The sequence below is a fragment of the Nonomuraea lactucae genome (assembly GCF_003313395.1).
In the GTDB taxonomy this organism is placed as follows: Bacteria; Actinomycetota; Actinomycetes; order Streptosporangiales; family Streptosporangiaceae; genus Nonomuraea; species Nonomuraea lactucae.
On the sequence record NZ_QNFZ01000929.1, the window covers coordinates 1 to 8707 of the forward strand.

Annotated in this window: 9 protein-coding genes and 1 pseudogene; 5 read left to right on the forward strand and 5 right to left on the reverse strand. The window is 70.8% G+C overall.

The window, feature by feature from the left end; genetic code table 11:
• Both DQW85_RS32230 and DQW85_RS32235 read left to right on the forward strand, forming a co-directional pair.
• Positions 1 to 451: pseudogene (locus DQW85_RS32230) on the forward strand (helix-turn-helix domain-containing protein); the annotation flags it as partial.
• Positions 452 to 488: 37 nt separating this feature from the next.
• Positions 489 to 965, forward strand: coding sequence for a hypothetical protein (locus DQW85_RS32235; RefSeq protein WP_113703561.1), 477 nt, complete (start codon positions 489 to 491; stop codon positions 963 to 965).
• Between the two features lie 104 nt (positions 966 to 1069).
• Here DQW85_RS32235 and DQW85_RS32240 read toward each other — a convergent pair whose 3' ends face one another.
• On the reverse strand, positions 1070 to 1324 hold the full coding sequence (locus DQW85_RS32240; RefSeq protein ID WP_113703562.1) for a hypothetical protein: 255 nt from the start codon (positions 1322 to 1324) through the stop codon (positions 1070 to 1072).
• A 380-nt stretch (positions 1325 to 1704) separates the two neighbouring features.
• Between DQW85_RS32240 and DQW85_RS32245 the strand changes: the two genes are divergently transcribed.
• Entirely contained in the window at positions 1705 to 2562 is an 858-nt protein-coding gene (locus DQW85_RS32245; protein WP_113703563.1) for an NAD(+)/NADH kinase, read from the forward strand.
• Here DQW85_RS32245 and DQW85_RS32250 read toward each other — a convergent pair.
• The gene (locus tag DQW85_RS32250; RefSeq protein WP_113703564.1) at positions 2508 to 3827 is read right to left on the reverse strand and encodes a YibE/F family protein; all 1320 of its coding nucleotides are present in this window, start codon (positions 3825 to 3827) and stop codon (positions 2508 to 2510) included. The genes DQW85_RS32245 and DQW85_RS32250 overlap by 55 nt on opposite strands.
• A gap of 83 nt (positions 3828 to 3910) precedes the next feature.
• On the opposite strand from DQW85_RS32250, the gene DQW85_RS32255 reads away from it, so the two are divergent.
• Positions 3911 to 4624 (forward strand): DUF72 domain-containing protein, encoded by a 714-nt coding sequence (locus DQW85_RS32255; protein ID WP_113703565.1) that lies wholly within the window; start codon positions 3911 to 3913, stop codon positions 4622 to 4624.
• Positions 4625 to 5599, forward strand: a complete 975-nt coding sequence (locus DQW85_RS32260; RefSeq protein WP_205315573.1) for a magnesium transporter CorA family protein — start codon at positions 4625 to 4627, stop codon at positions 5597 to 5599.
• Here DQW85_RS32260 and DQW85_RS32265 read toward each other — a convergent pair.
• The 3 genes from DQW85_RS32265 to DQW85_RS32275 all read right to left on the reverse strand — a co-directional run.
• Positions 5566 to 6021 carry a DUF1850 domain-containing protein gene (locus tag DQW85_RS32265; RefSeq protein WP_162795543.1) on the reverse strand — a complete coding sequence of 152 codons (456 nt, stop codon included), beginning with the start codon at positions 6019 to 6021 and terminating at the stop codon, positions 5566 to 5568. The genes DQW85_RS32260 and DQW85_RS32265 overlap by 34 nt on opposite strands.
• Before the next feature lie 26 nt (positions 6022 to 6047).
• Positions 6048 to 7001, reverse strand: a complete 954-nt coding sequence (locus DQW85_RS32270; RefSeq protein WP_113703567.1) for a TAXI family TRAP transporter solute-binding subunit — start codon at positions 6999 to 7001, stop codon at positions 6048 to 6050.
• On the reverse strand, positions 6998 to 8707 hold a 1710-nt coding region (locus tag DQW85_RS32275), incomplete at its 5' end, for a TRAP transporter permease (RefSeq protein ID WP_113703569.1). The genes DQW85_RS32275 and DQW85_RS32270, both read right to left, overlap by 4 nt.

Here is an 8707-nt window from a genome sequence, read left to right on the forward strand (position 1 = left end):
CGGCCACGCGGCCGGCCGCGACGCCGACTCGGCCCGTACGGCGCTGCGCCAGGCCGACTCGGCGCTCATCGACGGCGAGCGCGCGGCGGCCCCGCCGTGGCCCTGGGTCTTCCCGTTCGACCACGCCAAGCTGGCCGCCTACCGCGCCCTGGTGTCGGTGCGGCTCGGCCGGGCCGAGGAGGCCGAGAGCGCGTTCTCCGAATCCATGGCCTCCGCCCAGCCCGCCGCCAAGCAGCGCGGCGTCCTCATGTCCGAGATGGCCACCGCCAAGGCCCTGACCGGTCAGCACGACGAGGCGTTCCAGCTCGCCTCCAACGCTCTCAGCCTGGGCCTCGCCTACGGCTCGGAGCGGGTCATCCAGCACGCCAAACGCTTCCGCCGGGGCTACGCGGGCCCGATGACGGCCACCGTACGCACCTTCGACGAGCGACTGCACGCCACGACGCTCTAGGACACGTTCGCCCTGGACGCGATGCTCTAGGAGAAGCATGACCAGGATCGCGATCTCCGGTCACAGGGGTCTGCCGCCCGACACCGCCGACCTGGTCGACGCCGAGATCCGGGCGACGCTGTCCGGAGAGACGTCCGCGCTCGTGGGCCTGTCCTGCCTGGCGGACGGGGCCGACCAGATCTTCGCCCGCGCCGTCCTCGACCTGGGTGGCGCGCTGGAGGCGGTGATCCCCGCCCAGCACTACCGCGACGGCCTGCCCGCGGGCGCGCACGGCGGCTACGACGACCTGTTCGACCACGCGGCGCACGTGCACCGGCTCCCGTTCGTCGAGTCCACCTCCGAGTCGCACATGGCGGCCAGCCGCCACATGCTCGACGGCGCCGACGAACTGCTCGCGGTGTGGGACGGCGAGCCGGCCCGCGGCTACGGCGGCACCGCGGACGTGGTCGCCGAGGCGCGGGCGCGCGGGATGCGGGTGCGCGTCATCTGGCCCAACGGCGCCCATCGCGACTGAGCGGCCCAGGCTCAGGACCGCCGGGAAAGCGGACGTACGGCGACCGCCCCGCGAGGGGACACCTCGCGGGGCGGCCGTTCCTGCCCGGTTTCCCGGCCGGCGGGTCAGAAGTCGTCATCGTCCTGCCAGCGGCAGAAGATGCGCTCCCACTCACCGTGCCTCCAGCAGTAGAAGCACCATCTGCCGTGCCGCTTACGCCACCTGCATCGGGCGTTGGCCTCGGTGGTCTGCGCGGTGACGACCGGCTGGCTCGCCGGTGCGTACGTGGGCGCCGCGTTCGCGGCCTGCGAGGTGATGGGACCGGTGACGACGAGTGTGGATCCCGCCACCGCGGCGGTGATGAGTAGACGCTTGAGCATCAGAGATCACTCCCTGAGGTGAGGATCGAGGCCCCGGACGGTGTCCGGAGGCCGGATGAGAGCGTCGAATGTGGTTTTTCCCGGGATACGCCGACACGGCGCTGACATGACTCAGGCTAATGGCGGTGATTGACGGTTTCCCCCGGCACGAGGCAAAGCCTTATTTCCCGACATATCGTTACATGCGCCGAAATAATCTGCTATGTCGAAAAACGGCTGCCGTGGTATCCGGGCGTGCCATTCAATCGCCCCCACGAAAGCCGTAATGGTATTAAATCAAGCTATATACGGTGTAAAGCCTGCCGCCTCCCAGGTTTGCCGATCACCGCACGCCCACCGCCGCCGTCAGAACACGCGGGAACGCCTCATAGGCTTGCCTCATGGGCATGGTCGGGACGGTGGGCCTGGTGCTGCATCCGCAGCGGGACTCCAAAGAGGCGATCGACACCATCGTGCACTGGGCCGCCGGCCGCGGGGTCACCGTGCTGGGGCTGCCCGAGGAGGTGGGCCGGATCGACTGCAGCGCCGTCGCGGTCGACGCCGACAGCCTCGTCGAGCGGTCCGACCTGCTGGTGAGCCTGGGCGGCGACGGCACCATGCTGCGCACCATGCGGCTCATCACCGGCCGGGCCACCCCCATCCTCGGCGTCAACCTCGGCCGGCTCGGCTTCCTCGCCGAGATCGACGTACGGGAGCTGCCCGCCACGCTGTCGGCCATCGACGCCCACGCCTACACCGTTGAGCCGCGCATGGCGGTGCGCACCACGATCGGCGAGACGCCGCTCACCGCCTTCAACGACATCGCACTGGCCCGCATCCCCGGCGAGGGGCTGGCCGCCGTGACCGTCACAGCCGCCGGGCACCCGTTCGTCAGGTACGCCGCCGACGCGGTGATCGTGGCCACCTCCACCGGCTCCACCGCCTACAGCTTCTCCGCGGGCGGGCCGATCGTCTCGCCGCGGGTCGAGGCCGTGCTGGTCGTCCCGGCCGCCGCCCACTCCGTCTTCAACCGCGCCCTGGTGCTCCCCGCCGACGAGGAGGTGACGCTGGAGGTGCTGCCCACCAGCGGGCGGGTGGCCGTGGAGATCGACGGCGCCGTCGTCGCGCACCTGTGCCCGGGCGACCGCATCTCGGTGGTCGCGCTGCCGGGCGCCGCCAAGGTCGTGCGGCTGGGCACCACCTTCTACGAGCGCGCCCGCCGCAAGCTCCGCGTCGACGGCAGCGCCGAGGCCGATTGATCCGCCGCGTGGCGGGCCAGACCGGTCCTGCCGCTGTCCGGATGGTGACCGGCCCTGCCGTCGTCCGGTTGGGCACCGGCCTGGCCGCCGTCCGGGTCGCGCCGTGACGCCACCAGGGCGGCCAGTGCGGTGGTGATGGGCACCGCCGAGATCAGGCCGAGCGTGCCGACCACGCTGCGGACGATCTCCTGGGCGATGACCGGGGTGCTCAGCACCTCGCCCAGCGGCTGGTTGCCGATGCTGAACAGCAGCAGCAGCGGCAGCGACGCGCCCGCGTACGCGAGGATGATCGTGTTGATCACAGAGGCGATGTGCGCGCGCCCGACCCGGCTGCCGGCCCGGTAGAGGCGGCGGAACCGGTAGGACGGGTTGGCCGCGGCGATCTCGGTCACCGTGACCGCCTGCGTGACCGTCACGTCGTCCAGCACGCCCAGCGCGCCGATGATGACGCTGGCCAGCAGCAGGCCCCGCGTGTCGATCGGCATGCTCAGGCCCAGGGTGAACGAACTGTCGTCGGTGACGCCGCTGAGCCGGGCGAAGCCGATCGCGCCGTACGACAGCAGGCCCGTGACGGCGAGGCTGGCGAGCGTGCCCAGCACCGCCATCGACGTCGTCAACGTGAAGCCGTGCGTCAGGAAGAGCACGCTCAGCATGATGGCCGCCGCGCCCACGATGGCGACCAGCATGGGCGGCTCGCCCCCCAGGATGCCGGGGATCACGAACGTCAGCAGCAGCACGAACGTGATCGCCAGCCCGGCCAGGGCAGTGAGCCCGCGCCAGCGGCCGAAGGCGATGACCGCCAGCGCGAACGCGAGCCCGAACAGCCACAGCTGCGTCTCGCGGTCGTGGTCGGAGATCTGATAGCCAGGGCTGCCGGGCTCGGGCTGTTCGAAGCGGATGAGCTTCACGTCGTCGCCGGCGGCGAAGCGCTGAGCGCCCGGCCCGGTGGGCAGCCGCAGCCTCATCGTGCGCCCGACGTCGGCCCCCTCGCCGATCCGCACCGCCGCCTCGCCGCAGGTGGCGGGGTCGGGCGGCGGCGAGCCCTCCGGCGTCGCCCCGCACGGCTTGCGGAACACGGCGGTCACCGTGCCGCCCACCTCCTCGACGCCGTCCGGGGGAGCGGTGGCCTGCCTGCCCGCCGGCCACAGCAGGACCAGCATGACCGCCGTGGCGATCGCCAGCGGCACCAGCACGGCGAGGGTCGCCACGACCGCCCGCCGCGAGGTGGGCACGCTCGTGTCGCCGTGCCCGTGGTTGCCACCCATCCAGCCCTCCTCGCGCTCCGGCAAGTGACAGTACTCCACCGCGCGGGCGGGTATCGGCCGGTTCGCGGGGTAGGCGCAGTGCCATGGAGACGCTGGTGGGCACCTCCGGGTGGCAGTACAAGGACTGGCGCGGGGTCCTGTATCCCGAGGGCGTCCCGCAGCGCCTGTGGCTGGAGACGTACGCCGGCACGTTCCCCACCGTGGAGAGCAACAACGCCTTCTACCGGCTCCCGTCGCCGGAGTCGTTCGCCGGCTGGCGGGAGCGCACCCCCGAGGGGTTCGTGATGGCGGTCAAGGCCAGCAGGTTCCTCACCCACATCAAGCGGCTGGCCGATCCGGAGGAGCCCGTGGCCCGGCTGATGGCCGCCGCCTCCCAGCTGAAGGAGAAGCTCGGACCGGTCCTGCTCCAGCTCCCGCCCACGCTCAAGGCCGACCCAGGCAGGCTCGACCGCTGCCTGGCGTGCTTCCCGGGCGGCGTGCGCGTCGCGGTCGAGTGCAGGCACGACTCGTGGTGGACCGGCGAGGTGCGCGAGATCCTCCAGGCGCGGGGCGCCGCGCTGTGCTGGGCGGACCGGCTCGGCAGGCCGGTCGACCCGCTCTGGCGCACCGCCTCCTGGGGGTACGTGCGGCTGCACGAGGGGCGGGCCACCCCCTGGCCCGAGTACGGCGAGAAGTCGCTCAGGACGTGGGCCGGGCGCGTACGGGACGCCGGGTGGGACGGCGCGTACGTCTACTTCAACAACGATCCGGGGGGAGCGGCCGTGCGCAACGCCATCCGGTTTGCCAAAATCGTCTAAGTGCACACCCGCCTGTACCGACACGGTCTGCTGGAGAAGGAGGGCTTCCCGATCGGGGAGGTCTCCGACTATGTGATCGACCCCGACAACGTCGTCTGGTTCGACCTCTGCTCCCCGACGCGGGAGGACCTCAGCCTGCTCGAGGAGGAGCTGGGCCTGCACGAGCTGGCCGTCGAGGACGTCGTGTCCGACCACCAGCGTCCCAAGGTCGACATCTACGACAGGCACCTGTTCATCACCGTCTACGGCGTCCACGTCGACGACGGCCGGCTCGACCCGGTCGAGGTGAACGTCTTCGTCACCCGCAACGCGCTGGTCACGGTCCGCGAGAACGCCCACTTCGACATCCGCCAGGTGATCAGGCGCTGGGACGCCGCCGGCCGGACCCTGGGCGGCCACGGCGTGGCGTTCCTGCTCCACGGCCTGCTCGACTACGTGGTGGACGGCCACCTCGATTTCATCGACGACCTCGACGAGCAGATCGAGAACCTGGAGGACGCGCTGTTCGAGGAGGGCGAGCCGGTCGACGGGCGGGCGCTCCAGCGCACCATCTACGAGCTGCGCAGGAACGCGGCCAGGTTCCGCAAGATCGTCATGCCCATGCGGGAGGTGGTCGGCACCCTCCTGCGCCGCAACGAGGGCATGGTCGCGGGCACCGACATCGCCCCCTACTACATGGACGTCTACGACCACGTGATCCGCGTGAACGAGTGGATCGAGTCGACCCGCGACCAGCTCGCGAACCTGCGCGAGACGCGGCTGGCGCAGCAGGGCTTCCGGCTCAACGAGATCATGAAGAGGCTCACCGGCTGGGCGGCGATCATCGCCGTGCCGACCCTGATCACCGGCTTCTACGGGATGAACGTCCCCTATCCGGGCGAGGGCCAGTCATGGGGTTTCTGGCTGTCCGTCGTGCTGATCTCCTGCATCTCCCTCGGGCTCTACACGGCGTTCAAGAACAGGGACTGGTTGTAGGGCGGCGGGCACGCTCCACCCCGGTCCTCCAGCGCGAGCTCCACCGCCAGCCGCACCTCCCTGGCGCCGGAGGCGGGATAGAGCGGCAGGCAGCGGCCCGCCGCGAGCAGCGTCCTGCGCCCGATCGGCGTGGCCATCAGCATCAGCTCGTCGTACGTCGCGGGAGTGGCGAGGCGGAGCATCCAGGCCCCGTCAGGGGTACGGCTGCGCTCGCCGTCCAGCGCGTAGTAGTCGAGCACGCCGCCGCTCGCCGAGACGACCGCGCGCATGGTGAGGCGGCCGTCCCGCACGGTGAAGAGCTCCGCCGAGGGGGCCCCGTAGACCGAGTGCACGTACCCGATCGCGAAGGCCCCAGAGGCGGGCAGGAGCAGGCCGTGCACGGCCGGGCGCCCGGCGCCGCCGGCGGAACCGAGCGCCAGCACGGCGGCCAGCGCGAGCAGGAGCCTGGTCAGGCCTTCTCCTTGTAGTAGCGGGCCGCGCCCGGGTGCAGCGTCACCGGCTCGACCTGCTGGCCGAGCTTGACGTCGAGCTTCTTGGCCTCCGGGTGGACGGCCTCCAACTGGGGCTTCTTCTCGTACAGCGTCCTGGTGACGTCGTAGGCGAGCTGCGCCTCCATCTTGTCCGGCACCAGCAGCACGTTGGCCACGCCGACGGTCTTGACGGTGCCAGGGAGCTTGTACGCGGACAGGTCCATGTCGAGGCCGGTGTACGTCTCGCCGTACTTGGCCCGCATCTTCTCCAGCACGTCGGCGGTGTCGAGCATCTTGATGCCGGGCTTGCTGGTGGCCAGGTCGACCACGCCCGCGGTGGGCACGCCGCCCACCCAGAAGAAGGCGTCGATGGTGCCGTCCTTGACCGCCTGCACCGACTCGTTGATGGACAGCTGCTGCTTGGTGATGTCGCTGTCGGGGTTGAGCCCGACCGCCTCCAGCATGCGCCTGGCCACCACCTGGGTGCCGGAGTTCGGCGGGCCGAGCGAGACCCGCTTGCCCTTGAGGTCGGTCAGCGTGGCCGCCTGGACGCCGGGTGCGACGACCACGTGGGTGTAGTTGTCGTAGATCCGGGCGATGGCCTGGATCGGCTGCTTCGCGGTGAACGAGCCGGTGCCGTTGACCGCGTCGGCGGCGGCGTCGAGCTGCGAGAACGCGATGTCGGCCTTGCCGGAGGCCAGCAGCTTGATGTTCTCGACCGAGGCCGAGGTGACGGTCGCCGTCGCCTTGGTGTTGGGAATGCTGGCGGAGAGCTGCTTGGCCAGTCCGCCGCCGTAGACGTAGTACACGCCGGTCGTGCCGCCGGTGGCGATCGACAGCCGGTTGCCCTGGCCGCCTCCCGAGCCACCGCCGCAGGCCGCCGCCCCGAAGGCCAGGACGGCCGCGGCGAGTACGGTTGTGATCCGCTTCACGCTGCGCCTCTCCTTCTCCTGATGAGATGTAGGGCCGCCGCGACGGCCAGCACTGCGAGGCCGGCGGCGATGGGGACGGGTTCGAGGAAGAGCAGCAACACGGCCGCGACCGCGGCCAGCAGCCGCTCGGGAATACCGCTGAACCCGCCGGTGGCCATGGCCAGCGCCGCGACCGCGACGCCGGAGACGGCCGCCATGAGCAGCACGGTGCCGAACGGGCCCTGCCCGAGCAGTGCCTGGCCGTTGGGGGTGAGCACGAACGCGAACGGCACCAGGAACGCGGGCAGCGTGTAGCGCCAGGTCATCATCATGGTCCGGTAGGTGTTGCCGCCGGTGATGGCCGCGGCCGCGACCGCCGACAGCGCCGTGGGCGGGCTCACCTCGGACAGGACCGCGTAGTAGAAGACGAACATGTACGCCTCGGCGGGCGTGACCCCGAACGACGTGAGCGCCGGCCCGATGATCACGGCGGCGATGATGAAGCTCGCGGTCACCGGCACGGCCAGCCCCAGCAGCATGACCGCCAGCCCGGCCATGATCGTGGTAAGGATCAGGTTGCCGGCCGCGAGGTCCACGATGATCGCGCTCAGGTTCAGCCCGAGCCCGGTCTGGGTGATGACGCCGACGATGATGCCCGCGGCGGCGCACACCGCGGTCACCGGCAGCGCCTCCAGCGTGCCCTTGGCCAGCGCCTGCCCGACGCGCCTGGGCCCCATGCGGTGCGCGGGGTCGAGGAAGGAGAGCGCGAAGGCGATGAGGGTGGCGATCACCACGGCCTGGAACGCCGACCGGTCGAGCGCCATCAGCACGACGATCAGGATGAGCGAGCTGAAGTGGTAGCCGAAGCGGAGCAGCAGCCTGCTCGCCTTGGGCGCGTCCACCTGGACGGCGTGGGTGTGGAAGCGGCGCGAGTCGATCTCGATGGCCAGGAAGATGCCCAGGTAGTACAGGAGCGTGGGGACGGTCGCGTAGACGAGCACCTCTAGGTAGCTCACCCTGAGGTACTCGGCGATGATGAACGCCGCCGCGCCCAGCGTGGGTGGGGAGAGGATCGCGCCGATGCCGCCCGCGGCCAGGATGCCGCCCGCCGGCTCCTTCGGGTAGCCCGCCCGGCGCAGCACCGGCCAGGAGACGCTGCCCAGGCTCACCGTGGTCGCGACACCCGATCCCGAGACGGTGCCGAGCAGGAAGCCCGCCGTGGTGACCGTGCGGCCGGGCGCGGCGCGGGACTTGCGGAAGGCGGCGAAGCTCAGGTCGATGAAGAACTTGCTCGCGCCCGAATAGTCAAGGACGGCGCCGTAAATGGTGAAAAGAATGATGTAGCTCGCGGCCACCTGGAGGGGAACTCCGAAGAAGCCCTCGGTGCCCGTGTAGAGCTGCGACACGATCTGGGAGATGTCGAAGCCTCGATGCCCGATCGTCCAATCAATCGGCAAATAGGACCCGTAATAGGCATAAAGCAGGAAAATTAGGCAGATGATGGTGAGCGACCAGCCGACCGTGCGCCGTACGGCCTCCAGCAGCAGCACGGTGAGCGCCAGGCCCGCCACCACGTCCACGTCCGTCAGCGCGGAGCCCGACCCCCGGTCGCGGAACGCGTCGATGTCGGCGAGGGGGTAGAGGAGCACGGCCAGCGACGCCAGGGCGAGCAGCCAGTCGGCCACGCTCGGCCACTCCCCGCGCGGCCCGGCCGGCGGGCCCGGCTC

Excerpts from the sequence above, each read along its gene's own strand:
- DQW85_RS32245 (WP_113703563.1), top strand. The coding sequence starts at position 1,705 with ATGGGCATGGTCGGGACGGTGGGCCTGGTGCTGCATCCGCAGCGGGAC.
- DQW85_RS32255 (WP_113703565.1), top strand. The coding sequence starts at position 3,911 with ATGGAGACGCTGGTGGGCACCTCCGGGTGGCAGTACAAGGACTGGCGC.
- DQW85_RS32250 (WP_113703564.1), bottom strand. The coding sequence starts at position 3,827 with ATGGGTGGCAACCACGGGCACGGCGACACGAGCGTGCCCACCTCGCGG.
- DQW85_RS32240 (WP_113703562.1), bottom strand. The coding sequence starts at position 1,324 with ATGCTCAAGCGTCTACTCATCACCGCCGCGGTGGCGGGATCCACACTC.
- DQW85_RS32235 (WP_113703561.1), top strand. The coding sequence starts at position 489 with ATGACCAGGATCGCGATCTCCGGTCACAGGGGTCTGCCGCCCGACACC.